23 protein-coding genes and 1 tRNA gene are annotated in these 25,741 nt (G+C 43.9%); 7 read left to right on the top strand and 17 right to left on the bottom strand.

The window, feature by feature from the left end:
* Window positions 1-93: 93 nt before the first annotated feature.
* From DXN04_RS23730 to DXN04_RS23720, 3 genes are all read right to left on the bottom strand, one after another.
* A complete protein-coding gene (locus DXN04_RS23730; protein WP_116855881.1) occupies window positions 94-972 on the bottom strand; it encodes a DUF4249 domain-containing protein in 879 nt (292 codons plus the stop codon).
* 5 nt (window positions 973-977) lie between these two features.
* Window positions 978-3,356 (bottom strand): TonB-dependent receptor, encoded by a 2,379-nt coding sequence (locus DXN04_RS23725; RefSeq protein ID WP_116855880.1) that lies wholly within the window; start codon window positions 3,354-3,356, stop codon window positions 978-980.
* 145 nt (window positions 3,357-3,501) lie between these two features.
* Entirely contained in the window at window positions 3,502-3,717 is a 216-nt protein-coding gene (locus DXN04_RS23720; protein WP_116855879.1) for a hypothetical protein, read from the bottom strand.
* Between the two features lie 94 nt (window positions 3,718-3,811).
* Between DXN04_RS23720 and DXN04_RS23715 the strand changes: the two genes are divergently transcribed.
* Window positions 3,812-4,810 carry a helix-turn-helix transcriptional regulator gene (locus DXN04_RS23715; protein WP_116855878.1) on the top strand — a complete coding sequence of 333 codons (999 nt, stop codon included), beginning with the start codon at window positions 3,812-3,814 and terminating at the stop codon, window positions 4,808-4,810.
* Between the two features lie 19 nt (window positions 4,811-4,829).
* On the opposite strand, the gene DXN04_RS23710 is transcribed toward DXN04_RS23715, so the two are convergent.
* From DXN04_RS23710 to DXN04_RS35875, 7 genes are all read right to left on the bottom strand, one after another.
* Entirely contained in the window at window positions 4,830-5,459 is a 630-nt protein-coding gene (locus tag DXN04_RS23710; protein WP_116855877.1) for an NAD(P)-dependent oxidoreductase, read from the bottom strand.
* A gap of 56 nt (window positions 5,460-5,515) precedes the next feature.
* Window positions 5,516-5,929: an RrF2 family transcriptional regulator gene (locus DXN04_RS23705; RefSeq protein ID WP_116855876.1), complete on the bottom strand. Its 414-nt coding sequence runs from the start codon at window positions 5,927-5,929 to the stop codon at window positions 5,516-5,518.
* Between the two features lie 246 nt (window positions 5,930-6,175).
* Window positions 6,176-8,389, bottom strand: coding sequence for a sodium-translocating pyrophosphatase (locus DXN04_RS23700; RefSeq protein ID WP_116855875.1), 2,214 nt, complete (start codon window positions 8,387-8,389; stop codon window positions 6,176-6,178).
* Window positions 8,390-8,522: 133 nt separating this feature from the next.
* On the bottom strand, window positions 8,523-10,037 hold the full coding sequence (locus DXN04_RS23695; protein WP_116855874.1) for an NAD(P)H-hydrate dehydratase: 1,515 nt from the start codon (window positions 10,035-10,037) through the stop codon (window positions 8,523-8,525).
* 69 nt (window positions 10,038-10,106) lie between these two features.
* Window positions 10,107-10,619: a hypothetical protein gene (locus DXN04_RS23690; protein ID WP_116855873.1), complete on the bottom strand. Its 513-nt coding sequence runs from the start codon at window positions 10,617-10,619 to the stop codon at window positions 10,107-10,109.
* 64 nt (window positions 10,620-10,683) lie between these two features.
* Window positions 10,684-11,142 (bottom strand): hypothetical protein, encoded by a 459-nt coding sequence (locus tag DXN04_RS23685; RefSeq protein WP_116855872.1) that lies wholly within the window; start codon window positions 11,140-11,142, stop codon window positions 10,684-10,686.
* A 62-nt stretch (window positions 11,143-11,204) separates the two neighbouring features.
* Entirely contained in the window at window positions 11,205-11,378 is a 174-nt protein-coding gene (locus DXN04_RS35875) for a Na+/H+ antiporter NhaA (RefSeq protein WP_116855871.1), read from the bottom strand.
* 49 nt (window positions 11,379-11,427) lie between these two features.
* Between DXN04_RS35875 and DXN04_RS23675 the strand changes: the two genes are divergently transcribed.
* Window positions 11,428-11,700, top strand: a complete 273-nt coding sequence (locus tag DXN04_RS23675) for a hypothetical protein (RefSeq protein WP_147320043.1) — start codon at window positions 11,428-11,430, stop codon at window positions 11,698-11,700.
* Here the strand turns inward: DXN04_RS23675 and DXN04_RS23670 are convergent.
* The 3 genes from DXN04_RS23670 to DXN04_RS23660 form a co-directional block, all read right to left on the bottom strand.
* Complete coding sequence (locus DXN04_RS23670; RefSeq protein WP_158569123.1) at window positions 11,697-13,754, bottom strand: OstA-like protein; 2,058 nt, start codon at window positions 13,752-13,754, stop codon at window positions 11,697-11,699. The two genes, DXN04_RS23675 and DXN04_RS23670, sit on opposite strands and share 4 nt — an antisense overlap.
* Before the next feature lie 8 nt (window positions 13,755-13,762).
* Window positions 13,763-14,761, bottom strand: coding sequence for an MlaD family protein (locus DXN04_RS23665; RefSeq protein ID WP_116855868.1), 999 nt, complete (start codon window positions 14,759-14,761; stop codon window positions 13,763-13,765).
* Window positions 14,762-14,963: 202 nt separating this feature from the next.
* Window positions 14,964-16,544, bottom strand: coding sequence for an N-acetylmuramoyl-L-alanine amidase family protein (locus DXN04_RS23660; RefSeq protein ID WP_116855867.1), 1,581 nt, complete (start codon window positions 16,542-16,544; stop codon window positions 14,964-14,966).
* 330 nt (window positions 16,545-16,874) lie between these two features.
* On the opposite strand from DXN04_RS23660, the gene DXN04_RS23655 reads away from it, so the two are divergent.
* Window positions 16,875-19,607, top strand: a complete 2,733-nt coding sequence (locus DXN04_RS23655; RefSeq protein WP_147320042.1) for a putative LPS assembly protein LptD — start codon at window positions 16,875-16,877, stop codon at window positions 19,605-19,607.
* 90 nt (window positions 19,608-19,697) lie between these two features.
* On the opposite strand, the gene DXN04_RS23650 is transcribed toward DXN04_RS23655, so the two are convergent.
* Entirely contained in the window at window positions 19,698-20,447 is a 750-nt protein-coding gene (locus tag DXN04_RS23650) for a lysophospholipid acyltransferase family protein (protein ID WP_116855865.1), read from the bottom strand.
* 350 nt (window positions 20,448-20,797) lie between these two features.
* Entirely contained in the window at window positions 20,798-21,469 is a 672-nt protein-coding gene (gene ung, locus DXN04_RS23645) for a uracil-DNA glycosylase (protein WP_116855864.1), read from the bottom strand.
* A gap of 104 nt (window positions 21,470-21,573) precedes the next feature.
* On the opposite strand from ung, the gene DXN04_RS23640 reads away from it, so the two are divergent.
* A tRNA-Arg gene (locus DXN04_RS23640) sits at window positions 21,574-21,647 on the top strand.
* Between the two features lie 569 nt (window positions 21,648-22,216).
* Here DXN04_RS23640 and DXN04_RS34880 read toward each other — a convergent pair.
* Window positions 22,217-22,369 carry a hypothetical protein gene (locus DXN04_RS34880; protein WP_158569122.1) on the bottom strand — a complete coding sequence of 51 codons (153 nt, stop codon included), beginning with the start codon at window positions 22,367-22,369 and terminating at the stop codon, window positions 22,217-22,219.
* Between the two features lie 126 nt (window positions 22,370-22,495).
* Here DXN04_RS34880 and DXN04_RS23635 point away from each other — a divergent pair, with 126 nt between their 5' ends.
* The 3 genes from DXN04_RS23635 (at window position 22,496) to DXN04_RS23625 (ending at window position 25,068) form a co-directional block, all read left to right on the top strand.
* Window positions 22,496-23,599, top strand: coding sequence for a hypothetical protein (locus tag DXN04_RS23635; RefSeq protein WP_116855863.1), 1,104 nt, complete (start codon window positions 22,496-22,498; stop codon window positions 23,597-23,599).
* Window positions 23,600-23,692: 93 nt separating this feature from the next.
* Window positions 23,693-24,247, top strand: a complete 555-nt coding sequence (locus tag DXN04_RS23630; RefSeq protein ID WP_233525670.1) for a DUF4172 domain-containing protein — start codon at window positions 23,693-23,695, stop codon at window positions 24,245-24,247.
* 254 nt (window positions 24,248-24,501) lie between these two features.
* Window positions 24,502-25,068, top strand: a complete 567-nt coding sequence (locus DXN04_RS23625; RefSeq protein WP_116855861.1) for a pyridoxamine 5'-phosphate oxidase family protein — start codon at window positions 24,502-24,504, stop codon at window positions 25,066-25,068.
* A 272-nt stretch (window positions 25,069-25,340) separates the two neighbouring features.
* On the opposite strand, the gene DXN04_RS23620 is transcribed toward DXN04_RS23625, so the two are convergent.
* Complete coding sequence (locus DXN04_RS23620) at window positions 25,341-25,688, bottom strand: winged helix-turn-helix transcriptional regulator (protein ID WP_199415125.1); 348 nt, start codon at window positions 25,686-25,688, stop codon at window positions 25,341-25,343.
* Window positions 25,689-25,741 lie beyond the last annotated feature (53 nt).

Here is a 25,741-nt window from a genome sequence, read left to right as displayed (position 1 = left end):
TTTAAAGAAAAGTGAGAGAGAAGAGGAGGAGAGCGGGCAGTAAAGTTGTGTTGAATTAGCCTTACTGACCCTCTCCTTTATAATAATTGGAAATTAATTCGTGGTAATCGTAGCCGAGCTTACAGCGGAGGTTCCAAACCATCCCAGAATCTTACTTTTGCTGCCACCGTCAGTGACATTCTTGAGGTTAGTGCCTACATTGGCCAGTACAGTAGCGAATAATCCACCTGATTGCATCTGTGTTTGTACAGATGTTACCCAGAAGTAGCTGGGATAGCTCAGTGAACGCAGTTTCACAATCGCCAGATCCCCTTTCAGGTAAGGATGCTCATCATCATTTACACTTTCACCAACGAACTGCGGAAACTCCTGCCCGTCAGACAAACCTTCCGAAAATCCACCATCTATCACATAGTTATCTTCCAGGATATTCGCTTTTTCCATATTGTTTCTGTAAGACCTGATCCAGGTGTAATCCGTCTGCCCTGCCATATCTGTAGCATAAAATCTTACATAGTAACCTTCCTTGCTTACCCCATCATCACCTTTTTCTTTGTACTTGTAGTCGATTTTGTCAATCGTTGCTACCGGCTTAATGGTATCAGTCGCTTCATAAATATTTGAAGCGTATTCCACCCGCAGGCGGTATGTATGATTCAGTTGACCTATCTGGCCGTTGGCAGGATCACATTTATACACAGAATCTGCAAATACAAAAGGATAGACATCTCCGGTAGTTTCATCATACAGTGTGATCGTCGCATCACTGATGATAGGCGTAGCACCCGTTGATGTATAAGAAACAGACTTGGTAAACCTAATGTACTGTGTACCCGGTTCATTAGTAATCCACGCATCCAGCACGGGATAAGAGGTACCCTCCGGAACATCCAGGTCGATTACATCTGTACAGGCACTAAACCCTGTAATGAAAGCTGCTAATATTGAGAGTCGGAAAAATTTCTTCTTCATGACAGTTAAAATTTAAAGTTGTAAGTAATACCTGGGATGACAGAACCAATGATAGACAGGCGAATAGCTTCTCTCTTGTTCTTGTCGTCTTCATTCTGCTGGAAGTAGATGCTGTAAGCATTGCGGCGTGCATATACATTGTACAGCGAGAACACCCATTCACCTTTCCAGCGGCGCAGTTGCTTACCTTTCAGTGTCAGGGATACATCCAGACGGTGGAAGGCTGGCATGCGGTAAGTATTTCGTTTGTCAGTACTGTTGTATGGTATATCCCATCCCTGGTATTCCAGGCGGCTGTCTGCATAGGTGGTTGGCGTACCTGTAGCATACACCCAGTTAGCAGAGAAAGAAGTACGCTTGTTGATTTCATGTGTCACTACCACGTTCACATTATGTGTACGGTCGTAGCGATTCAGGAACCATTCATTCTGGTTAATACCATCAGTCTTACGTTCAGATTTTGACAGGGTATAACTGATCCAGCCTGTAGTCGTACCAATTTCTTTCTTCGCCATTACTTCCAGACCATAAGAACGGCTCTTGCTGGGTAGCAGGTCGGCCTCAATGTACTGGTTCAGCTGCAGATTGGCATTGTCAATATAATCCAGCTGGTGTGCCATATTTTTGTAGAACACTTCAGCAGAAATTTCATACTTGCCATTTGTTGCATCATATGCATAACCCAATGTGTACTGATCAGCAACCTGTGGTTCCACGTTGTTTGTACTTGGTGTCCAGATATCGAGTGGAGTAGGAGAGGCAGTATTCGACAATTGGTGCATATACTGCGTAGTCCGGCTGTAAGATGCTTTCACTGCATTGTTATCATTGATACCATAACGAATATTAATTCTTGGTTCCAGGTAGTGGTAAGCCTTAATCACCTCGTTGCTGCCATAAGTCTTGCTGCCTGTCAGTGTTTTACGGATACCTGGTGTAGTATCGTTGTAGAAATACGCGGTACTGTTACCCAGGAAGTCGTATTGAGATAAGCGGAGACCATATTGTACCCCAAATTTCTTACTTGGCTTCCACTCATGATCGATGTAAGCGGCTGCTTCCAGACCATGTTGTAAAGTCAGGTTCTTTATATTGGTGTTTTCACCATCCTGACTTACACCCTTACCCGGTTTGAATGTATAGTAGATACCCTGTACCCCGAAGTGCACACTGTTCTTAGTATTCACATAGTAAGTAAAACCTGGTTTCACCCCGTAGTTAATAATATTGGAAGTCCAGTTATAAGCCTGGTAATTATCACTCTCGTTTTTGGTAGAACCGTTGTTAAACTTAAGACTGTAGTCATAGTTACTATAAAAAGTAGTCAGGTTCAGGAACAGCCTGTTGTTAAACACGTGATTCCATCTTACAGTAGCAGTTTTATTTCCCCAGTTCATATTCACATCTGTTCCGAAACCGAAAACGTCTCTTCCCAGGTAGCCGCTTACAAAGAGGGTATTGGTTTTGTTCAGTTTGAAGTTTGCCTTGGCAGTGATATCATAGAAATTCAGTTTGGTGTCCTTCATATCCCCACTCAGGAAAGGCTTCATGAGAATGTCGATATAAGAACGGCGGGCAGCCACGATAAAGGAAGATTGATCTTTCACGATTGGGGCCTCAATGGAGAGACGACTGAATACATTGCTGATACCGCCATTTACAGCCATATTTTGGTTATTTCCGTCTTTCATGCGTATATCGAGTACAGAAGAAGTACGACCACCGTATTCAGCCGGAAAACCACCTTTAATGAGGTTTACGCTTTTAACCGCATCAGGGTTGAATACAGAAAAGAATCCGAGCATATGGGTAGAGTTGTATACCGGCGCCTCATCCAGCAGGATCAGGTTCTCATCTGCCGCACCACCACGTACGTTGAAGCCGCTGGCTCCTTCACCTACGGTTTGTACGCCTGGCAGGGTCTGAATAGAACGCAGTACATCTACTTCACCCATAAAAGTTGGCATCTTCTTAATCTGGGCTATGTCCAGACGGTTGATGCTGGTATTCAGTGTGTTGACCGCCTTCTCTTTTTTATCGCCGATTACAGTGACTGTGTTCAGCTGACTGCTTGACTTATCCAGTTTGATGTCAAGATTCTGGTTTCCTTTCAGGGAAATATGCATCTTAATGGGTGTATACCCTACATAGGAAAACTGAATGTCATGCTCGCCGGCTGGCAGGGTGAGGGAATAAAAACCATATTCATTGGTGACAGTGCCAAGGCCTGTTCCCGCTTTGGAAACGGAGATGCCTATCAGGCTTTCACCGTTTTGCTGGTCTTTTACATATCCGCTTAATGTAAACCGTTGCTGCGCATTCGTTTGTAGCGCCCAAAGCAAAAGGATGCCAATGGACAGTAGCTTTACTAGCCTTGTCTTCATAAAAGGATTTGATAGTTATAAATTTTACAAATGTTGTAAGTGCGCTTGTTGTAATTTAAACACGCTTAGTATCTATGACGAGTATATGACGTGGGATATTGGGGTTACCCCTATAGGTTGGCAAAGAAATTTTAAAAAATATTCGCTATTCTAATATATCACATTGATAACCCATGCGTTGTAAAAGAAAAATAATTGCATCTTCATTCACAGGAATACCCTGGCCCACAACCCTTAATACTTTATCGCAATCTTCAATATCTACAGTGCAGGCTTGGATTGGAAACTCCTGATGGATAGCTGAAATGACTTTCAACTTATCCAGGTCTGTATTGATATTTGTTTTGAAAATTCCAATCATGTAATTATAATATTTAGTTTTGTGCAAAGGTGAATCACATCGTCTGGTTAACTGTTACACGAAAAGGATTAAATTTTATATTTAACGGATTATTATGGGTGTCCAGATCAGGAATGATATCAATGAATTATTGCTCGAAGAGGAGATGGGGGATGACCTGCAGGAAAAACTCGTCTCTACCAGGCTGGTAGAAGAGACGCAGGAAATCAAATACCATTTCGGAGAGGCGGTATTCCGGGAAACCTTTTTTGACGGTTACCATATTTTCTCCGGCGATGCCTCTGTGTACGAGAACCTTCATGTGAATGCCACAGAAGCGGTGCCGGCTGTCTCTCTCTTTTTTATGGTGCGGGGTCACTTTAATACCAACGTAGGCCTTGAACGGCAGCGGCTATTTGCATCCCTTGAGCATAACCTGTATTTTAATCCGGTAGGGGTGGAGAATGCCCACATCGTCAAACAGGAAGGCCTGGCCGTAGTGGGAATGAACTTCAGCAAAGAACGTTTCCTGCAACTGGCGGACAACAACGGCCGGATCCTGGATACGCTGGCAAACAACGTAGCCGGCAATAAGCCAATTATCCTGAATAAAAGGAGTAACCATCCCATCACCACCCGTATGCTGATGATCCTGGATGAAATCAGGAATTGCCAGTTCCAGGGCGGGCATAAAAAACTCTATCTCCAATCCAAGGTGATAGAATTACTGGCCCTGCAATGTGAACAGCAGGAGCAGGCAGATGAAGCCCGGGATAAAAAACATCGCTTGTCTGCTACCGACAGGGAAAGGATTTTCTACGCAAGAGACCTGCTCTTGCAACAAATGCAGGAACCACCCTCCCTGACAGAATTATCAAGAGCAGCCGGATTGAATGAATTTAAACTGAAAAATGGGTTCAGACAGGTGTTTGATAATACCGTGTTTGGATACCTGAATGATCATAAAATGGAGCATGCGCGGCGATTACTACAGCAGGCAGCGCAGTCAGTGACAGAGATAGCGGAGCAACTGGGATTTTCGTCAGTACAGCACTTCAGTACTGCTTTCAGAAAGAAATTCGGGGTCAGCCCGGTAAAATTAAGGGGGCTCTGATCAGCCCCCTTATATATTTTTAGTAAGCAGCAGTAAACCTTGCCTTCACATGCTGGTTCTTCTCCAATTCATCAATCAACGCCACTGCATAGTCCTTATTTGAAATCTTGCTGTTACCTTCTGCATCAGTTACCAGGGTATCCTTACCCAGGCGGAATTTACCTGTACGTTCGCCAGGGAAGATGTATGCCGCTGGACTCATTGCCGTCCAATCCAGGTCATTCTGCTCCCTCAGCCAATAAAAACCTTCCCTTGCCGCAGTCGCAATACCCTTCCACTCTGCAGGGAATTCAGGGGTATCCAGCAATTGCAGACCCGGAGCTACTTCCAGGCTACCGGCACCACTTACTACCAATACACGCTTGATACCGGCTTTTCTGACACCATTTACAAGACCATGGATCATGTTCATGTAAGTAGGTGTATCAAATGCATTGAAAGAACTCACCACAGCTTCACTACCTTTGATCAGTTCAGCGAGTTTATCAGCATCCGCAACATCTCCCTGCTTTACAGTCAGCTTAGGGTTTGAAACAGTAATTTTCTCAGGATTACGCACAATAGCAGTTACTTCATGGCCTCTTTCCAGTGCCTCTGCCAATAAAGCGCCGCCGATAAAGCCGGACGCACCTATAATAGTAATCTTCATGGTATTAAGTTTTTATTTATTGTTATTAAAATTGTTACAGTTTTAGGTAAAAAAAATCAAGACACTAACCGGGCACTGAATTCCGCCAGTGTGGTATCTTTCAGCTTCTCATATACAGCCTGGTCAATGGTCTCGAACAGACCTTCCAGTGCCCCATTAATATTTCTGCCTACCAGGCATACAGGATTTGGCAGGTTAGGGGAGAAGCCGAAGATGTGGTTTTCCTTTACTATCTGGAAAACATCGGACAAATAGATATTGTTTGCTGGCTTGGTCAGACGACTACCCCCATTTTTGCCCTCTTTGCCTTCTACCAGGCCAGCCTCTTTCAGGGCAGCCAGTTCCTTTCGCACCAGCGCTGGGTTCGTGTTAAGTGAGCGTGCAATAATATCGCTCGACAACCATTCTGACTCAGAAAGACTGAGCAGGCTGAGAATGTGAACCGATATTGCAAACTTACTTTTGACCATACTGTAAGTAAAATGATTACAGTACAAAGGTAGGGAGTTTTTCCATTTTAGCAAATAAATTTCTTCATCTTTCTTCGACGCTTGTTCGACGCTTGTTCGACGCTTCTTCGATGCTTCTTCGACGCTTGTTCGACGCTTCTTCGACGCTTGTTCGACGCTTCTTCGACGCTTGTTCGATGCTTCTTCGACTGCCCTATAAATAAAAAAGCCCCGGCTAAGTAGCCGGGGCCTTTCAAAAAAAATTAATTACTTCTTAGCTATTACCTGCTCAACCTTCACTTGTTGCTTTTTCGCAGTCTCCGGCTGCCCGGTATGATGTAGCTCTGCCAATGTAGGCGCTATCACCAGACTCACAATAGACATCAGCTTGATCAGGATGTTCATGGAAGGACCTGAAGTATCTTTAAACGGATCACCTACAGTATCACCGGTTACAGATGCCTTGTGTGGTTCTGACTTCTTGTAAAAAGTCTCCCCATTGATAACCACCCCTTTTTCAAAACTCTTCTTCGCATTATCCCAGGCCCCACCGGCATTGTTCTGGAAGATCCCCATCAGTACACCACTTACTGTAGCTCCTGCCAGGAATCCACCCAATACTTCCGGACCAAATACGAACCCTACCACGATAGGAGTGATCAGCGCAATTGCACCAGGCACCATCATCTTCTTGATAGAAGCCTGTGTTGAAATCGCCACACACTTATCATACTCAGGTTTGCCGGTACCTTCCATAATCCCCGGAATTGTTCTGAACTGTCTTCTTACTTCTTCCACCATGCTCATTGCCGCCTCACCCACAGCCCTGATAGCCAGGGAGGAGAAAATAAACGGAATCATCGCACCAATGAACAGACCAGCCAGTACATTCGCCTTATAAATATCAATACCATTGATCCTGGCCACACCTACAAACGCTGCAAACAATGCCAGCGCTGTCAGTGCGGCAGAGGCAATAGCGAAACCTTTACCGGTAGCTGCTGTCGTATTTCCTACCGCATCCAGGATATCGGTCTTCTCTCTTACTTCTTTAGGGAGTTCACTCATTTCAGCGATACCACCCGCGTTATCAGCAATAGGGCCAAAAGCATCGATCGCCAGCTGCATCGCTGTAGTGGCCATCATACCGGCAGCAGCAATCGCTACGCCATAGAGCCCTGCACAGGCATAAGATCCATAAATCCCTGCTGCCAGTACAAGAATAGGCAGCATGGTAGACTCCATACCCACAGCCAGACCACCAATCACATTTGTAGCATGACCAGTTGAAGACTGACGGATGATAGAAAGCACCGGGCGCTTGCCCATCGCTGTATAATATTCAGTGATGATACTCATCAGCGTTCCCACAGCCAGACCCACGAAAATCGCTCCTACTACACCACCCTGTGTAATCGCTTTGGTACCTTCACGTAACTCATTTGTTCCGGGTAAATAATCACGTTTCAGGTAGATTGAACCCTCAGGCAGGATCCAGTAAACCAACGCTGCACTTGCGATAGCAGAGAGTACAATAGACCCCCAGTTACCCATGTTCAGCGCCTTCTGTACCGTACTGGTGCTCAGACCTGCGCTGTCAGAGATCCTTACAAAGACGGTTGCAATGATGGAAAATACGATACCAAAACCTGCGATCATCATCGGCAGCAGGATCGGTCCAAGACCACCAAATTTGTCATTGGAAATAATTTCGCTGCCCAATACCATTGTTGCCAGTACAGTCGCTACATAAGATCCAAAGAGGTCAGCACCCATACCGGCTACGTCACCTACGTTGTCACCTACGTTATCCGCAATAGTAGCAGGATTACGCGGATCATCTTCCGGAATGCCGGCTTCCACCTTACCTACCAGGTCAGCGCCTACATCCGCAGCTTTTGTATAAATACCACCTCCCACACGTGCAAACAGCGCAATGCTCTCCGCACCCAGTGAGAAGCCGGTCAATACTTCGATGGTTTTAATCATCTCATTGGTGTTAGGTATCGCACCAAAATATGATTTCAGGATAATGAACAGGGAACCGAGGCCTAAAACAGCCAGACCGGCAACACCCATACCCATTACTGATCCACCGGTAAAGGAAACCTTGAGGGCTTGTGACAGGCTGGTACGTGCAGCCTGAGCGGTACGTACATTTGCTTTCGTTGCGATTCTCATTCCAATGAAACCAGCTGTAGCGGAGAATACAGCGCCAATGATAAATGCAAGGGCAATAGTCCAGTCAGAGTTTTCATGAGATGCCCCCATGATCCCCAGGAGGATAGCGGCAATAATTACAAAATAGGTAAGGATCTTGTATTCAGCCTTCAGGAAAGCCATTGCCCCTTCTGCTATGTAGCGGGCTATTTCTGTCATCCTTTCATTGCCGGCATCCTGACGGGATACCCAGGCACTGCGGACAGCAGTAAATAGCAGGGCAAGCAAGCCAAAACATGGAACGAGGTAAACGATATTCATATACGTGATTTTTTACAATTCTATAAATATAAACTTTATTCCATTACGAATTGTCTGATGGGAAATAGATAAGTAACTGATATGAAAAAGCCGTTAATTCTAGGTTTTTTGGGGTGTATGTTGATGTAGTGCTTCATGCACGCAGGCGCAGAAAGGATTTGCCGAGATAGTCAATTATGTCCTCTGGTGTCAATGCTTCCTGGGAAAGGGTTTCAGCGGCATAGTCACCAGCCAGACCATGAATATACACACCCATTAACATCGCATCTTTTGAATTGTATCCCTGTGATAAAAGTGAGGTCAGAATACCCGTCAACACATCTCCGCTACCCCCTGTTGCCATACCCGGATTACCGGTTGTATTAAAATAAATGCTGCCATCAGGAAACGCCATCGCTGTATAGCGCCCTTTTAAGAGTATACAGAGACCTTTTTCAACCGCGTTGTGAGATAAAACCTGTAATTGCTCCCTGTTGTTGGCTGTCTTACCAAAGAGGCGCTCAAACTCTTTAGGATGTGGGGTGAGCAAACTACCCTTGGGTACCTTGTCAATTAAACCCGGTGTGGCAGCTATAATATTGAGGGCATCAGCATCCAGTACCATCGGTTGACGATATTGTTCAAGGAGTCTTTCAAGTGCCCAGGCCGTACCTGCAGCTGTACCGATGCCGGGCCCGATCCCAATCACCTTGTATTTGGATGGATCCGTCTGGAAGCCGGAACTGTGATCGTATTGCTCATCTACAATACACATAGCAGGAGGAACAGCTATCTGGATAATCGTATACCCGCATTTTGGAACATGACAGGATAATAATCCGACTCCCGCTCTCAGGCAGGATTTGGCGCTCAGTATCGCTGCGCCCATTTTCCCTTCACTACCAGCTACAAGCAGGGCATGGCCATAGGTGCCTTTGTGTGCAAATGGGGAGCGGGGTTTGTAGATTGTTCTAATCAGCGATTCCTCACTAATGTGAAATGGGGTAGGAGTCTGCTCAATATAATCAGGATGCAGCCCAATTGGCAAAATATGTACCTCGCCGCTGATACCTGCATTTTCAGGAAATAAAAAGGCAAGCTTATAAAATTCAAAACTCAGTGTATGATGCGCTTTCACAACTGGCGTATTCAGGGAAGAGCTATCTGCCTGCATTCCAGAAGGCAGGTCGATGGCAATGATAGTATGGGCAGCATACAAAGCCTGCAATTGATGGATAATGCCTGCAATCCAGCCATCTGCCGGCCTGCTGAGTCCCGTACCCAGAATGGCATCTACAATCAGCACATTCGCAGGTGGCTCCTGTATAGATGTCGTATTGGGGAGATCATGCAGTGCTTCCGGATATTTTTGCAGCAAAGCTTCCCTGTTCGCCGCATGATCAGCAGAAGCTTTCTCACTATGGTGCAATACATATGCATGCGCATTGTAACCCCTGTTCCTGAGCAGGCGTGTAATGGCAAGCCCATCTCCGCCATTGTTGCCCATACCGCAGTATATATATACCGAGGTATTCGGCATGAAGTGTTTGCAAATCCAGCTGGTACATGCACCAGCGGCTCTTTCCATCAGGTCCAGGCTGCTGATGGGCAAGTGCTGAATAGTATATGCATCTGCTTCGCGAATCTGTTGTGCCGTGAAAATCTTCATACTTTAAATATAAAAAGAAAACGCTTCTGTCGTGGAGACAGAAGCGTTTTCTAAATAATGTTTATCCTCTTAGAAGGTGAACCTGGCAGAAGCACCACCGATCTCTTCGCCAATGTGGTGAGTACCACCTACGAAGTTAACGTATGGCTTCAGGTCACCACTGATCACCAGCGGAATTTTCTTGAATTTGTATTCCAGACCAATGATACCATCGATACCAGGAGATGCATAAGAACCATCGCCATGCTTATAATAACGGTCACGATCGTAATCCCAGCGGTCGTAAATACCTAAGTGTACACCACCACCTGCATACATACGCAATGGGGTATCACCCAGGTCAAAATGGTACTCATACAATGCCGTGAAATTTACATTTGTACGACGGTTGTAATTGGTAAAGGCCAGTGCCTCAAAAGCATGATTTTCAGTAAAGAAGTGCTGGAATGTTGCACCTACGACCCAAGGGTTCACTCTTACGCCTACGGCGTTTTCGTAGTCTGAAGCGCTACCGCGACGTTGTGCATTAGCCTGAAATGCCATTACAGTACACAGGCTGAATAATAACACAAGTTGTTTCATATCTGTTTTTGGTTTTAAGAAAAAAAGGTTGTTTCAATAATTTTATAAAGGTGTTTCCAATAAACTATTTCCCGAACGTATACCTGATGGATATGGCAAAATCAGTCAGGTCGTCATCAGTATTAAAATGAACTGCAGGCTTCCAGTCTAAACTCAGGTTTAGCGGAATAGCAGGAAATGTATAATCTATACCCGCAATGCCATCTACTCCACCTATGAACTTCGTACTTCCTGACACCGTCCGGCTACCCATATGTGCCCCACCGCCGATAAACCATGCAAATCCCTGCGTGGTCAACGCCGAAAGGTCAAAATGATGTTCGTATAATCCGGTGACAGTATAAGTTTTAGAATAAGCTCCTGCGATGCCTTCAATTGCGTTGGCATCGTCGAAAAAGTATCGTACTGTAGCTCCAAATGGTAAACCGGCACGCAAACCTAATTGCGGATTGCCTTTTGTTTGGGCCATTGTGTTACTAAAGTACAACCCCAGGAGCAAGGCTATGAATAAGATCCTTTTCATTGTTATTTGCAATGCTTCGCAATAACGGTGCCAAGATACGGAATATTGCGCTGAAGAGACAGCTATCTTTTAGGTAAATAAAAATATCCTCCCCCGCCGGCGATCAGTGAAGCTATCATTACTGCTATCCTGCTGTATACCTGCCATTTAAGATCTGTATATTCCAAAGTCGCTATTAAAATAGACATCGTAGATCCAATGCCTCCGCCAGTAAGCCGACACCTGACAATAGCCACCAGTTACTTTGAGCAGGCAATGCTACAATACGTGTCTTAACTGCTATTAATGAAAAGAAAAAGATGTCCAATGGTTTGCATGATGATTCCAATGAGAATGCTATATCAGCGGGCATTGAAATACGACATCCATTTGCTTGTTGTAATGACCCTCAACCCATCAATGATAGCCTGCGCCGAAAAAGATCATCCCTGCAACCAGCTCTCTCTGTTAGAAGAATTAGCCGGTAGCAGGGATGTTATGGTACACATGATCAATACAATTCCCGATTTAAGAAGTTGTAAATTGAGCGGGGAGCCGTTTGATCATGATTTAAATTAAGGTAAAGTAGTGCTTACTTCCGTTGTATCTGTTTCGGGTTCCTTTTCTTTCACGCCACCCATCAGCTCATATTTCGATTTCGGTCTGCGCTTGATGTCCCATTTGAAATTAGGCAATTTCATCTGGTCGATAGGTCGCTGTCCGAATGGATACATCGTACCTTCAGGATCCTTAATGAAGTTCACATGATGCAGCTGTCCTTCCAGGAAGTACATATTGATCACCCCACTCAGCGTTTTGTTTACACTGATAATAGAGCCATCATCATCCTGTACATAATAAATACTTTCTGCGTTACCATCTACATGCATCCAGTCGAGGTTCTGATTTTTAAAGTAACCGGTGATGAAGTTTCCTTTGATCTGGTCATACAGGTCTTCGCTCACTTCTTTTACAATCAGGCTATTCTGTGTCAGGTAAATTTTATCAGCAGTTTGATTTTTCGTATATAGGTGAATGGTATCTCCGCTCAGCTGCGTGCTGTTGGCCCACAATACCGGGTTGCGGTAGAAGCGGAAGATCGAATCCTTTGTAGAATAATATACGCTGTCTGCCACACCTTGTAAAGAATCAGAGTAGATCCTTACATTGTGCCAGGCCATGATGTACCTGATTTCTGTAGTATCTTTCACCTTGCTGGTATCCGGTTTATTCTGCAATGCATCCGGACCTGCCTTTACCAGGCTATCCCTTACTTCTTTTGACAGTGCAGGATTCACTGCTGCCAGCGTAGCAGTATCTGATACATTCATCAGACTATCACGTTCACGTTCAGCCAGACCATTGGCTTTTTGCAGGCGTTCCTGGAACTTCTTACCGGTAGTATCGCTTTTTAAATCCAGGAAAGGAGGATTGCCATTCGCCTGAGTTGGTGTCGGCGGCACTTGTTGTGCTATTGCTTTAGCAGCTACACTATCCACTTTCGCTACCGACTGTATACTATCTGACAATGCTTTCGCTGTGCTGTCAGGCAATGCCCTGGCTATACTATCTGCCTTAGCCAGATCAGGCATTCCTTTCTCCGCCACCTTTTCATGAACAATAGCAATTGTGTCCTTCAGCGGCTTCCGTACATTGATACTATCCTTGCCCAGGATGGCGGAATACAAAGTATCTGCTGAAAGGTAAAGTGTATCCGTTTTTCCTTCCAGGATCATGAGAGGATGTTGTGTAGCCAGGATGGTTTTCTTTGCCTGGTTCACGGTACCGTAGTTGGAAAGGAGACTCATATGCTGCGCGGTATCTCTATACACCATGTTTCCGTAGGCATAAGCCATCCCGGTTTTCTTGTCCATAATGATCCTGTCCGCAGTGACGGTGGTCGCACTGTCTTCAATAGTAGGGCGGCTGTCGAAGTTACCTTCGCCGCTTTCCGTATTGTATTCTCCCGATGTGGTGTACATAATGGTCTTGCCATCATTGATCGTAGTAGGAGCTACGATAGTAGCCACTTTGGAGATAGTATTATATAAGAGCGTATCGGTAGTCAGGGTATACTCCGGATCTACGAGGAGTACATTCTTTTTGAAATAAACGTCTTTTGTATCGGCATAGTAAAAAGCTTCCTGGCTGGTAAGCACACTGGAGCCGTTTACGAGTTTACCACCTTTGGTATAGGTACCAATACGGGCATTCATGTCATATTGCAGCTCCGGTCCGGATATGGTGACCTTACCATCCGTAAGGCGGGCATTGTCACGCATCGTAGCCAGTCTGGTCTCTCCTTCATAATGGAGGTAATCTCCATAGATATGAATACTGTCTGCCTGGTTAATATGAATATGACCATAGGCATCCAGTACATTGGTCGCCTTATCAATAAATGTACTATCACAAAAGAACAATGTATTTCCCTGGCGGAAAATAACATGATCTATAAATCGGTTCAGCGAAACCCCATTCTTCGTGATTACATTCAATGTTTCAGCGTCTATGATGTGGATCACTTTCCCGGTATCAGTCTTTTGCCGAAGGGTATCCTGTGCTTTGGCAGAGAATATACTACCAAGGCAGATCCCGGCAAGGATAAGCCCGACTTTAGCTAAATGCTGCATGTTTAAAATCATTGTGCCGTAGCAGTATCTGATGGTATGGGCTGAGGTTTGGATTTCTTACCGAACAAAGAAAAGTGTACATACCTTTTTGGATTTACGCGAAGGTCTTCCAACAATTTATTCAGGCTATTCAATGAATTCTGCAGGTTCACATACACCTTCTTATCGTTCAGCAACATACCTGCAGTACCATCGGTACTATTCAGTTTTGCAATTGTTTCGTTCAGGCGTGTCGCCATTTGCTGCAGTTCCTGCAGTGTCTTATCCAGTTGACCGTTAGACAGGGCCGCAGTTGTTTTTTCTGCATTGGCCAGAATAGCGGTGATCTTGTCATTGTTTGCTTTCAGGTTGGCAGTGAGTGACTGCAGGTTATCGAAAGTGGCAGACACATTACCATGTTTAGGATCCAGCATGCCGTTCAGGGATGCGGAAGTCCGGGTAAAGTTACCCATAGTGGCATTCAGGTGAGCAATGGCTTCCCTGAGGTTACCTTTGGTGGTGGTGTCAAAGATGGAGTTCACAGTCATCAGCACGGAATCTACGGATCCCAGCGTTCCTTCCAGCTTCTGTACCAATGGGTTAAGCTGTTCTTTCAGGGCATCGGTCACGGAACCATCTACGGCAGCATACACAGTATCGCCATCATTCAGGTAATCGTTCGCGTTACCGAAATCAATCTGTACAGTCTTGGTACCCAACAGGTCACCAGTGATGCGGGCAACAGAATTACGCGGAATATCAATTCTCTTCTTGATAATCAGCGTTACCAGGATGCGACCTGCGTTTTTATCCATCACGTCCAGGTTGGCCACATTACCTACTACGAGGCCGTTTACCTGTACGGCACTGGAAGGTTGGAGGCCATTTACCTGTGTATATACGGCATAAATAGTCTTGCTATGCGAAAAAAGGCTTTTACCTTTTAACAAATTAAAACCTAAAATCAGCATTGCGATGGCTACTGCCGCCAGGATGCCAACCTTAGTTTCGTTCGATACTTTAAGCATGTGAATACGTTATACGTTCTTGCAAAAATAATCAAAAAAGGATGCGGGCAATCAATTCCTGATTTTCAATTGCAAATACCACACCTGTTTTAACTAATATTTAAAAACGTAAATATAATGTGAAGTATTGGAAATGATCAGTTTGGGAAAAAAGTCGGGGAAAGGTACGCGGGGTTAAAAACGCTAAAGAGGGGAGGGGGAGTTAACGCTGAGCGAGGCTGTTTTGCTCGGGGTCCATTATAAAGGCGTTCCAGAAACCGGCTTTTTTAGCCCTGGAGAGCGCAGACCTTGCTTCACTGAGGCTGGAGAAAGTGCCCCATACATATTTATTGAGCGTCTTATTATTAATAGCCACAGATTGTTTCTTAATATAACCATTCAGTTTGTTGAAGATGGGGGCCGAACGGGCATACTTCTTATCTGTAACCAGGAGCTGGATATTATATTTATAATCAGTTCCGCTGCTAACCGACTTGGTTTTAGCCAGCTGTACGGGAGGCGTTGATTTTGAACTACCTACAGACGCATCTTTATTGATCACGAAGGCCTGGCGAAAGCCAAGCTGCTTTGCTTTTTGCAACGCAGCTTTGGCTTCAGCTTCAGTCCGGAAATTCTCCCAGATGTATTTATTTAATTTCTTACTGTCCTTTACATACGAATACTTCCTGATGGTACCGTGCATACCATTAAAGATGGTAGCACCCCTACCATAGGTCTTTTCAGTTACCAGCAACTGTACATCAAAAGATTGTTTGCCTGGTTGAACCGAGGTATTACCTGCTACAGACTGTTTGTACACCGATTTGGTTTTGGTGGTGGCAGCATTGTTTTGCAGGGTAGACTGCTCGCCACCTGAACGGCCACCATCATAGCGGTTCAGTTCCTCTTTGTACTTTTTGATCGCTTTAAAGATACAAAGGGCCATTTCCTGCTGACCATCTTCTGAGTTCAGGTACTTCTCTTCCTGTGGGTTGGATATGAAACCAAGTTCCACCAATACACTCGGCATAGCGGTAGCCTGGAGTACCCAGATCCCTTTTTCATCACGCTGACGGGCACCACGGCTGATGCGGCCTACCTCTGTAAACTGATCCTCGATCAGGGAAGAGAGGCGGAGACTCTGGTCAAAATAAGCATTTCGCAGGGTGTTCAGCAAAATGAAGGTTTCAGGATCGGACATATCCAGTACGGAACCAGCGCCTTCAGATTCAGCATCCAGCATGATTACGGAGCTTTCACGCAGCGATTCTGTCTTCGCATTGTTCTTTCCGGTAGCCCATACATAGGTCTCAGTACCTTCTGCAGTGCTGGGAGAGGTAGAATAAATAGGTCTCTTTGTGGCCACTTTTTTCTTTCCTTTCTTCACCATGACCGTTTTGTAGCCTGTTACTTTATGAGTAGGTCCTGCAGAATTACAGTGAATAGAAATAAAAAGGTCTCCCTTTTCCCTGTTGGCAATATTGGCTCTCTCATTAAGGTCTGCCTTCAGCGAGCCAGCCAGTGCCGCGGGTGTCTTCCTTGTATACACCACACGTACATCTTTCATATTGGCTTCGATCAGCTTGCCCAGTTTAAGGGCTACATCCAGCGTTACCTGCTCCTCCGTGGAAAAACTTCCTTTCGCTCCGGGCGTAGTCGCACTATGCCCCGGATCGATAATGATAGTTCTTAAGGGCGGATTTTGTTTTTTGCCTGCTGGTTCAGGTTTGTTCCTGGCGTAAAGAAATAAACTTCCAAAAAATGTTGCACAACATAAAAAAATCCAAAATCGGTTCCAGCGCATGACTCAGTTTTTATTTTAATTTAATGGGCGTTAGTCATAATAAAGAAATAATTGCGAATTACAATCGAAATTTTTCCAACGGGGCCGGGGTCCACACTGAAAATTTGTATTGTCCGGTTCCTCCCACAGTCAGTTGTTTACAGGGAGTTCTTGGTTTTTCTTAAGTAATTCATCGTTTAAAATCCATCTTTCGTCGTAATATAAGGTGTTAAATAATATCAAGCAGCACTCTTTTTCATTTTACAATTGACAATAATTTGTACAAAAACTTGTAGGTTTGTGCCCACTTAACACATGCACCCGAGTTACAAAAATAATTATAAAAAGTTTTTGAGACAGATATACCTGGTATTTGCAGGAATATTAATTGCCGTTCCTGTAATATTTACCAGTTTAGCCTCGCCGAGGTCCAGCTTCGCTGTGTCCTATAATATTTTCGCAGATACCGTGCCGAAAGGACCGGATACAACGACTCCTGCTTTAAAAACGCCGGAACCTGCAAAAAATGATACAGAGGCCCCGGCCCGGATAGATACATTAGGCATGACTACCGACTCCACAGGGGTGGATAGCCTGCATGGACCCAAGCTCTCCAAGGATAGCCTGGATGCTCCTGTCGCCTACAAAGCAAAGGATTCTATCATCCTGGTAATCCCTGATAAGAAGTTTTATATGTATGGTACTGCAAATACCAGGTATAAAACCATGGAGATTACGGCCGAACGTATGACATACCTGCAATCTACAGGTATCATGGAAGCCACTACCGCCCTGGATACTGCCGGAAAGCCCTTTGGCCGCCCGCACTTCAAAGACGGTGGACAGGAGTTCGACTCCGATACCCTGCGCTTTGCCATGGAAACCAAAAAAGCAAAGATTTATAATACCAAATCCCAGTACGGCGAAGGCTATGTGCATAGCGAACAGACCAAACGCCTGCCGGATAACAGTATCTTTGGTTTCAAAAACGGTTATACTACCTGTAACCTGGATACGCCACACTTCCAGTTCAGAGCCCGCAAGATCAAGGTAATTCCTGACAAGCTGGTTATTTCCGGTCCTGCGAACCTGGAGATCGAAGGTATCCCCACCCCATTATTCATTCCTTTTGCCATCTTCCCGATCACCCAGGGGCAGCGCTCCGGTATCCTGGTTCCAGGCTATGTGGTGAACGCCCAGAAAGGGATGGGTCTGGAAAATGGGGGTTACTATTTAGGCCTGGGAGAGCACTTTGATCTTACCATGCGGGGAGACATCTACTCTTATGGTAGCTGGTCTCTCACTGCCAGTCCTACCTACAGGAAACGCTACCATTACAATGGTGGTATGACCCTGAGCTTTGCCAATACCCGCTTCGGCGACCCTTCTGTAAAATCTGAGTTTAGCCGCTCTCGTGACTTCAGGGTGACCTGGAACCACAGTATGGACAGCAAGGCCAGGCCCGGTGTTAACTTTGGTGCCAACGTGACCTTCGGTACAGCCAGTTATAATACCTACAACGTATACGATTATGCGACCCGCGTAAACAATACCACCAGTTCCTCCATCAGCTTTTCGAAGACCTGGCAGGGCAAGCCGTTCAACTTTACATCCGGCCTGACACACTCTCAGAACCTGACTACCCGCGATGTGCAGATCTCTTTCCCGAATGCAACATTCTCCATGAATACGCAGTATCCGTTCCAGCCAAAGGAACTGGTGGGTAAGTCGAAATGGTATCACAAACTGGGTATTGGCTATACTGCAACTTTGGCTAACAGTGTGAGTTTCAAGGATTCCGTGTTTGGTAAAGCCAAAATGTGGGATGCCTTGCAGTCTGGTATGAAACAAAATATTCCGATCTCCTTTACCATCCCTGTGTTTAAAAACTTTACCCTGTCTCCGGGTATCAGTTATGCAGAATATTGGTATACCAAGAAGACGGAACGCAGGTGGAATCCCAATAAGCGTGTTAGTGTAGACTCACTGGGAGGTCTGGATACCATTTATACCCAGGGCTTCTTTGCCGCGCGCCAGGCAAGTGCAAGTATCTCCCTGTCAACAGCAGTATATGGTATGTATTTGTTCCCGAAAGGGTCTAAGATAAAGGCGATCCGCCACGTAATGCGTCCTACGCTGAGTATCAGTGCACAACCTGATCTGGCCAGTAATGCTTATTACAATCTTTTTTATAATAGAGACAGTGCTTCCCAGCGTGCCTCTTTCTTTACCAGTTCCTCGGTCGGGGTGCCTTCGGAGGGAAGGGCAGGGTCCATTTCCTTTGGATTGGATAACAACCTGGAAATGAAGGTGTTCTCGAAAAAGGATACCTCCGCGAATAAGGAGAAAAAGGTCAAGATCCTGGATGGTTTTGGTTTCAATGGCTCCTATAACTTCCTGGCGGACAGCTTCAAATTGTCTACTTTCAGTCTCTATGCCCGTACAAACCTCTTTGATAAGATCAACATCACAGCCAGTGGTAATATAGACCCTTATGTATATAACAGGGGTAAAAAGATAGATAAGTATGTATGGAACACAGGCAAGTTTAGCCCGGGCCGTTTGTCAAATGCCACGATTGCCCTGAGTACTTCCCTGACCTCGCCGGATAAAAAGGCCAAGGCCAAGCAGGACCAGCTGGATAATATAGAGAATGCAGAAAGCACAGATGCGGCATTCCAGGCGCAACAGCGACAATTGCAGGCGGTGAAAAGGAATCCGGGTGAATATGTGGACTTTGATATTCCCTGGAAGCTGGATTTGAGTTATAGCTTAACTTATAGCAATACAATCTCAGCAGATTCGGGCGGTGTGGTCAAGACATTTACCCAGTATCTGACATTTAGCGGGGATTTCAGTCTGACACCAAAATGGAAATTGGGTATCAACAGTGGTTATGACTTTATCAATAACCAGCTGGGGTATACAAATATGTATATCTCCCGTGACCTGCACTGTTGGCAGATGTCGATTAACCTGATTCCGATAGGTACTTACAGGCAATTTAGTATAACGATCAGTCCGAAGGCGGGTATATTGAGAGACCTTCGAATCAATCGATCACGAACGTTCTACGATCTATAGCGAATATAAAATATAATATAAAGGCCGGCCTGTTAAGGGCCGGCTTTTATATTATCAAGACTTTTGAACGCATTTATAACTTGTAAGTTTTTAAGATTTTTCTTCCTCCTGGTAACGATCCCACATGATCTTAAACACTTTTGCCTTCAACTCCTCCACATCCTCAATATCATATCCAATCGTAGACACCGGCGGCAGAAACTCCATTTTTACCGCATGTGGCCAGGCAAAAAACGGTTTATCGTTAGGAAGAATTTTCCTGGTTCCCCATATCACCGTTGGTAAAATAGGTTGCTGGGTATCAATAGCAAGCGAAAAGGCACCGTCATAAAATTCCTTCAGGGGCTGGCCGGTTTTATTGCGTGTGCCTTCAGGATATAGCAGCATATGGATACCATTTTTCAGCACCTCCTTCATTTCCACAAAACTCTGTTTACGGCTGGCGGGGTCTTTACGGTCCACCAGCACGCTTCCGATCTTGTACATGATACCGAAGATGGGGGTTTTCACCATTTCTTTTTTAGCAAGGCTTTTATGCGTACCAGGTATGCCGGCGTAGGTAGCGGGAATATCTATGAAGGAGTTGTGATTGCACACGATGATATAAGCCTGTCCGGGGCCGAAATTTTCGCGGCCTATGGTGCGGACAGGACAACCTATCAATGGCATCATAAGACGGCACCAGAGGCGGCCTAATTTGACAAATTTGCGTAAGCGGATGCGCAGGGAGTAGAAAGAAACCAACCACATTGGGAGCAGGAAGATCAGCATAAATATGATGAAGATGATCAGTACATATAAAGCATAGATTCTGCCGACCAGATTTTTGAGCCAGTTCATAGAATATATTTTGTCCCGGTTTAGAGTATAAATATAATTTTTTTCACACATGCAATTTTCAAAATTTTCTGATAGCCCGGGAGTATGTGTGCATCACACGCATTGGACTCACTGTTTTAACTTACCCCTATAGGTACCAGGTACGTGTAAGTATAAACGTTATTCATTTAAGTGATGGCAGTTTTTATTTGGGGTATTACACATTCACCCTGGATAGTGAATATTATCTCTCTCTAAATTTTCTTTACATGAAACAGTAGGTTAACGCCAGGGAATATCATCTGCCATGGCTCTCTTGCGAAAAAAGAACCACGGCAGATAATTTTATATTGAAAAAGTAAAGCTAAAAATTACAGTCGCCAATCCACCGGTTCAATACCAGCCTTCACCAGCAGTTCATTGGACTTTGAAAAATGGCGGCAGCCAAAGAACCCTTTATCAGCACTAAAAGGAGAGGGGTGAGCGGCTTTCAGGATATGGTGTTTCGTCGCGTCAATCAGCACTTGTTTATCCTGCGCAAATCTTCCCCAAAGGATAAAAACAACGTCTTTTTTAAGCTCAGACACCTTTCTGATTACTGCATCAGTAAAGTTTTCCCATCCGGCTTTAGAATGCGAAGCTGGTTCATTGGCACGTACGGTAAGGAAGGCATTGAGAAGAAGCACGCCATGATCCGCCCATTTGGTGAGGTTCCCACTTTGCGGAATTGGCAGGCCGAGGTCGGCATGAAGTTCTTTAAAAATGTTTACAAGAGAAGGAGGAGGTTTTACGCCATCCTGTACTGAAAAGCATAAACCATGTGCCTGTCCTGGGCCATGATAAGGGTCCTGACCTAATAATACTACTTTCACTTTATCGAACGGAGTTTTGTCGAACGCATTGAAAATCAGGTTGCCGGGAGGGTAAATGGTGCGGTTTAAAGCCTTCTCCTGCTTGAGATGGAGAGCGATTTGTTCAAAATAAGATTTCTGGAATTCATCTTTTAAAACGTCTTTCCAACTTGCTTCAATTTTAACGTCCATACTTTTTTTTAATTTTGAATGGCAAAAATTTGTTTTATAAAAGGAATTTTCACTAGATTTGCACTCCCAAATGAAACGGTAAATATACGGTAAATTTGGAAAACGGATCGGTAGCTCAGCTGGATAGAGCAGCTGCCTTCTAAGCAGCAGGTCATTGGTTCGAATCCAATCCGGTTCACAAGTGAAAGCCTTATCCAGTAAGGCTTTCTTTTTCTCCCACTCTCATTAGTCTTGTAACTTTTTATAAACAGTTAGCGATTTCGTTAGCACTGAAAAGTAGATCAAGATGAACCTCCTACCAAATGGATGTCGTTACAGCGACTTAAATGTATTCCCTGAAAACTGGAATATTACTCGTGCTTCGTTAAAAAAATTGGCGTATCGAATATAGATTCTAGGATCCAACTGTTGCTGAAAGGTGGCTTAACGGCTATTTCAAAATAATAAAAGGCGGTATTAAGAGAATAACGGATCTACCAGGGAGACAACAGCTAGTAAAAGAGCTATTCCACCTGGAATTGCATTTAGTAAGCACGAAACCAGTCCCTGACTTTCCATCTATACCGTGTTTCACCCTGGTTGTATTTTAAAGCGGTTATTGAAATAACTTCAGGAAACACGTGCTTCTTATAGTCATTATCCTTTAATACCTCCCAGGTAATAAGTAATTGCTTCTTTCCCTTCCAGGCTGAATTCGCTTTGATCCCGAAAAATTATTCCCTGGAGCATTTTCGCCCAAAGGGGCTTTTACAGCCAGGAAAAACGGTTTCCCTTATTAGGGATCAAAGCAGCAGATAATACCAGCGGTGCATTCGCTACACTATTCACATAGGTCTCCGCTTCAAAGTCAATCTCCGCCCTGGCCACAGCCACTTTATAACGTGTCGCCCCCACTTGCACCGCAATGGATATTATTTGGAATAAAGGCCGGCACCATTCAAGGTGGAGTTACCTGCATCACGATCAATATTCGTCACAGGTCGGATTTGATATAGTACCAGGCAGCAATGATCGCAACAATATAGAATGAAACTGTTCCAAGAAATGCAAAATATAATACTCAAAGTCATAAGTACCATAATTGTTTCCATCTTACTCGGTGTTTTTATTCCTGGAATTGTGATGCACTATAATCATTCTTTTTCGGAAGAAGATGTTGTATCAAAGTTAAAACCAAATAATAAGAAGCAATATGAGCTCTACAAGCAAGTCAATTACCAGATAGCCAATCGGCGTGACTCTTTATTGTCAAATCTTAAAGATTCTGCAATATTAGAAAATCATGCCTGCTTGGATAGTATCATTACTGAAATTTCAAATTTAGATGAACTACACAACAAAATACATTCACCCATTATAATAGCACCTTTCTATCCTAGGAACAAGGTGCTTATCCTGTTTCCCCTGGCATATTTAGGTTCAATGCTTCTGCTGCTTTTCCCTTTGAATTTCAGATTTAAGTTAAAAAGAAGCATGTATGTTCTTATACTTTTTCTTTTAATATTAATGGCCCGATGGCCAACATGGATGAGGAATACGTCACTTGGTAATATTGATCGCCATGTCTTTTCTGTAAATAATTACGATATAAGCAGATTGGGTTTTTTTGTGCAGGAAGTACAGGTACTAATTTATCTGGTCATACTTACTTACATCGTTTGTAAATGGTTCTCATATACGAATCACTTAATAGCTAGATTCAAATCCAGATACATTCTGTCAGAATCTTATATCATGTCAGTGTATGATCAGCTACGAAAACGTTATATGGAGTGGCAGCTTGCATCTTTCTTTTTGGCATTGGCATTTGGTTATTATACTTATTATTTTTGGTCAACTATAAGTGAAAGCCATGATTATAGATATCTGCCACAAGCAATAATGACCCATATATTGTGGGGATTATTATGGTTAATTATCTCATTTCCGCTTATCATTTCGAAGCATTATCAACTCAGATTACGTACTAATTATTTGCAAAGGGCTGCTGGTAATAGTCTAACTCCGGAACAAACAATAAGAATAAAAGAAATACTATCTATTGACCCAATATCATCACAAAATCAGGTAATAAGCACGTTAATAGGAGGGATCACATTTCTGTTTCCACTAATAAAGTCCTTTTTCTAAATTTTATGGGGTTCCTTGTCGTCATGAAAAATACAGACAATGTAGCCCTACAAATGCTCATGCGGAGATTATTCTATCATTAATCCGCAAACCATGCGGAGAATAATAAAAACAATCTCCGCAAACCATGCGGAGATTAGCCCGCTTTTTGCTACTTTGAATAAAAAGCACTCCATAATGAACCTGAGATACATACACCAATTAAAAGGTTGGCCTCACTTCCAATGGGATGCAGGAGCATTTGCTGATCTACTGGCTGGCGTAAGATATCGACAAGGAAGATTATTAGGCAGTATGGAAGGCCTGGGATGCAATCTACAGGATGAGGCTACATTGCAAACCATAACAATAGATGTATTAAAATCCAGTGAAATAGAAGGAGAGTACCTTAATCGTGATCAGATACGCTCATCAATCGCCCGTCGATTAGGAATTGAAGTGGCGGGACTTATTCCCTCAGACCGAAATGTGGAAGGGATAGTTGAAATGATGATTGATGCCACTCAGCACTATGACAGACCATTAACAACTGACCGCTTATTTGGTTGGCAGGCTTCCATGTTCCCTACCGGTTACAATGGTATGTATAAGGTAGTTGTAGGTGCCTGGCGCAAAAATGCAAAGGATGCCTGGGTATTTATTAAATAATGATCTGGTTTCTGGAAATAAATAGGAGTAGGTTGTTTCATTGAACAAACAAAACACCAGCTCTAATAAGACCTTGCCATATCAATAATACTATGCTTTTGATCATTATTTATGAGTTTTCACTAAACACATCTATTGCTCGCATTTCTTCAAAAAATAAGTGTTATTCCCATGAACCCCTGAAAACAATTTCCTTTAAGGCAAATATTAAGACAAATAAAAGTAATTAATATCTTTATCGTAAATGAAATTAAATGGCAAAGTTTTTTGATGCAATTAATGACCACCATACTAAGTTCATTAGTCAGCAAAAGATGTTTTTTGTGGCTACGGCCCCCCTTAGCGGCGAGGGACATGTAAACCTGTCTCCCAAAGGACTTGATAGTTTCAGAGTATTGTCGGATAAGAGAGTCGCTTATATGGATATTGTTGGTAGCGGTAATGAGACATCTGCACATATTCTTGAGAATGGACGCATCACTTTTATGTTTTGTGCTTTTGAAGGTGCGCCTAATATTTTGCGGCTATACGGGAAGGGGTATACAGTATTACCTGGTGATAAAGAGTGGGATGAGCTATCTGCCTGTTTTATTTTACCTTTAGGTGTTCGCCAGATTATTGTTGCTGATATTTATGAGGTTTCAACTTCCTGTGGTTTTGGTGTACCTTTTTATGATTATGTAGGAGAGCGGGAGCAAGCAAAGAAGTGGGCGGAGAATAAGGGTGTGGAAGGATTGGAGCTGTATAAGCAGGAGAAGAATTTAAGTAGTCTGGATGGTTTGCCAACTGCGTTGGCAGTGGGAACGAAAGGGGAAGATTAATTTCATGATAACGAAATATAGTATCATGGTTTTCGTTTTGTTGTAACCCCGCCACAGTTTGCCAACGCACTTATCTGGTCCAATAAGTCATACCCCTAAAAATTCATAACCCTGCAGTTTGATTGAATCGCGGTTTATCTCCGGATTAACACTAGCTGCAAGCTAATTTTCTCGCCAACGACAAGTCCCGTAACTTGGTGCCCAGTGCACAAATTCGATCCATGCATTTGCCAGATTTTGGTCTTGCCCTAAAAAGAATATTTCATTGTTACCTATTGCAAAAACTTTTCAGCCCACTTCTCAATTTCCACAATAACCGGTTTTAACGCCTGCCCTTTTTCAGTCAGCGAGTATTCAACAGTAGGAGGCACAGTTGCATAAGCCTTTCGAATCACCAACCCTTCAGCCTCCATTTCTTTTAGCTCCTTTACAAGCATCCGCGTATTAATACTGGATACATTTCGTTCCAACTCTTTAAAACGCATAGTGCCGTTCATAAGTGCCCTAATAATAGGAAAAGACCACCGCCCTTTAATAATACCCATCGCTTTTCCCACATGACAGGGCTCAGTTAAAAAAATCTTTTCTTTTTTTTCTCTGGAAAGTGCTTGATTCTCCATAAAGCTTTACTTTTTGTTCCTAGTGGACATTATGTTAACTACTTCCAAAAGTA

This window comes from Chitinophaga silvisoli (assembly GCF_003412465.1).
In the GTDB taxonomy this organism is placed as follows: Bacteria; Bacteroidota; Bacteroidia; order Chitinophagales; family Chitinophagaceae; genus Chitinophaga; species Chitinophaga silvisoli.
The sequence above is the reverse complement of the archived record's forward strand: the minus strand, read 5'-3'. Positions and strand labels throughout refer to the sequence as shown.

Excerpts from the sequence above, each read along its gene's own strand:
- DXN04_RS23695 (WP_116855874.1), bottom strand. The coding sequence starts at position 10,037 with ATGAAGATTTTCACGGCACAACAGATTCGCGAAGCAGATGCATATACT.
- DXN04_RS23670 (WP_158569123.1), bottom strand. The coding sequence starts at position 13,754 with ATGCAGCATTTAGCTAAAGTCGGGCTTATCCTTGCCGGGATCTGCCTT.
- DXN04_RS23720 (WP_116855879.1), bottom strand. The coding sequence starts at position 3,717 with ATGATTGGAATTTTCAAAACAAATATCAATACAGACCTGGATAAGTTG.
- DXN04_RS23625 (WP_116855861.1), top strand. The coding sequence starts at position 24,502 with ATGGCAAAGTTTTTTGATGCAATTAATGACCACCATACTAAGTTCATT.
- DXN04_RS23710 (WP_116855877.1), bottom strand. The coding sequence starts at position 5,459 with ATGAAGATTACTATTATAGGTGCGTCCGGCTTTATCGGCGGCGCTTTA.
- DXN04_RS23690 (WP_116855873.1), bottom strand. The coding sequence starts at position 10,619 with ATGAAACAACTTGTGTTATTATTCAGCCTGTGTACTGTAATGGCATTT.
- DXN04_RS23715 (WP_116855878.1), top strand. The coding sequence starts at position 3,812 with ATGGGTGTCCAGATCAGGAATGATATCAATGAATTATTGCTCGAAGAG.
- DXN04_RS23685 (WP_116855872.1), bottom strand. The coding sequence starts at position 11,142 with ATGAAAAGGATCTTATTCATAGCCTTGCTCCTGGGGTTGTACTTTAGT.
- DXN04_RS23635 (WP_116855863.1), top strand. The coding sequence starts at position 22,496 with ATGAAACTGTTCCAAGAAATGCAAAATATAATACTCAAAGTCATAAGT.
- DXN04_RS23700 (WP_116855875.1), bottom strand. The coding sequence starts at position 8,389 with ATGAATATCGTTTACCTCGTTCCATGTTTTGGCTTGCTTGCCCTGCTA.
- ung (WP_116855864.1), bottom strand. The coding sequence starts at position 21,469 with ATGGACGTTAAAATTGAAGCAAGTTGGAAAGACGTTTTAAAAGATGAA.
- DXN04_RS23730 (WP_116855881.1), bottom strand. The coding sequence starts at position 972 with ATGAAGAAGAAATTTTTCCGACTCTCAATATTAGCAGCTTTCATTACA.
- DXN04_RS23725 (WP_116855880.1), bottom strand. The coding sequence starts at position 3,356 with ATGAAGACAAGGCTAGTAAAGCTACTGTCCATTGGCATCCTTTTGCTT.
- DXN04_RS23630 (WP_233525670.1), top strand. The coding sequence starts at position 23,693 with ATGCGGAGAATAATAAAAACAATCTCCGCAAACCATGCGGAGATTAGC.
- DXN04_RS23650 (WP_116855865.1), bottom strand. The coding sequence starts at position 20,447 with ATGAACTGGCTCAAAAATCTGGTCGGCAGAATCTATGCTTTATATGTA.
- DXN04_RS23675 (WP_147320043.1), top strand. The coding sequence starts at position 11,428 with ATGAAAAGAAAAAGATGTCCAATGGTTTGCATGATGATTCCAATGAGA.
- DXN04_RS23665 (WP_116855868.1), bottom strand. The coding sequence starts at position 14,761 with ATGCTTAAAGTATCGAACGAAACTAAGGTTGGCATCCTGGCGGCAGTA.
- DXN04_RS23660 (WP_116855867.1), bottom strand. The coding sequence starts at position 16,544 with ATGCGCTGGAACCGATTTTGGATTTTTTTATGTTGTGCAACATTTTTT.
- DXN04_RS23620 (WP_199415125.1), bottom strand. The coding sequence starts at position 25,688 with ATGGAGAATCAAGCACTTTCCAGAGAAAAAAAAGAAAAGATTTTTTTA.
- DXN04_RS23705 (WP_116855876.1), bottom strand. The coding sequence starts at position 5,929 with ATGGTCAAAAGTAAGTTTGCAATATCGGTTCACATTCTCAGCCTGCTC.